We start from the raw sequence: 1,257 nt of genomic DNA on the forward strand, positions 1-1,257 counted from the left end.
GACAAGCTGCGCAACGCCTTGGCGCTGGGCACCAGCCCTTTGATTCGCGGCTTGCTGGACTATGAAGGGGCGATGCGGCAAATTCGCGCCTTGGATCGGATGAGCTTTGCCGATTGGTTTCGGCGGCATGGGGGATCCGAGGGTAGCCTGAAGCGGATGTGGAACCCGATTGCCTATGCCTTGGGCTTTATCGATACAGAGCAGATTTCTGCCCGCTGCATGCTGACGATCTTTCAGATGTTTGCCAGCAAAACAGAAGCCTCCAAGCTCAATTTCCTCAAGGGATCCCCGGACACCTATCTCACTCAGCCTATCGTCCGCTACATCCAAGCCCGTGGGGGCCAGATCCACACCCGCAGAGGGGTCAGCCGCATTGAAGTGAACGACTCTCCTCCCTACGCGGTGACCGGCTTGCTCTTGACTAATGGAGAGCGGGTAGAGGCAGATGTGTACGTGTGCGCAGCGGCGGTGGAAGGGGCCAAGCGGCTGATCCCGGAAGTATGGCGGCAGTGGCCTCAGTTCGACAACCTCTACAAGCTGGAATCCGTACCTGTGGCCACGGTGCAGTTGCGCTTCGATGGCTGGGTGACGGAGCTGAACCCCCAAGGCCAGGCCAAACGAGCTGGCGAACACCCAGAGGCTCTGGGTATCGACAATCTCCTCTACACCGCCGATGCCGATTTTTCCTGCTTTGCCGATCTGGCCCTCACCAGCCCCGCCGACTACTACAAACCCGGCCAGGGATCCCTGCTACAATGCGTGCTCACGCCGGGGGATCCCTTCATTTCCATGCCCAACGAGCAAATTGCCCAGCACGTGCTGCACCAAGTCCACGAGCTGTTTCCTTCATCCCGGCAACTGAACATGACCTGGTACAGCGTGGTGAAACTGGCCCACTCCCTCTATCGAGAAGCGCCGGGCATGGATCCCTATCGCCCGCAGCAAAAGACCCCAATACCCAACTTCTTTTTTGCCGGCAGCTACACCGCCCAAGACTACATCGACAGCATGGAAGGGGCCACCCTCTCCGGCCACCTGGCTGCTCAGGCCATTCTGGCTGCCCACAGGGATCCCCAATAGGAGGACTTTCACCTGATGGCACTTGACCCCTTTGACATACTCCCCGTCATAAAGGGCGAGGATTCCGGTTCCTGGTTCTGCTACGGCACTTCCTCTGTCGGGTTGCCCTCCCATTCGCGCCAGCGGGACGGAGCCCTTGAAGCCTGCACTCTCTCGCTTTAGCGGCGCGGAGCGCTT

At 59.5% G+C, this 1,257-nt stretch carries 1 protein-coding gene; it reads left to right on the forward strand.

Annotation, left to right across the window (positions count from 1 at the left end; genetic code table 11):
- Positions 1-1,080 (forward strand): FAD-dependent oxidoreductase (locus tag NW856_RS12210; RefSeq protein ID WP_414400491.1); only part of this gene is annotated, 1,080 nt, incomplete at its 5' end.
- Positions 1,081-1,257: the final 177 nt, after the last annotated feature.

Origin of the sequence: Synechococcus sp. R3-13 (genome assembly GCF_047462195.1) — a bacterium.
In the GTDB taxonomy this organism is placed as follows: Bacteria; Cyanobacteriota; Cyanobacteriia; order Thermostichales; family Thermostichaceae; genus Thermostichus.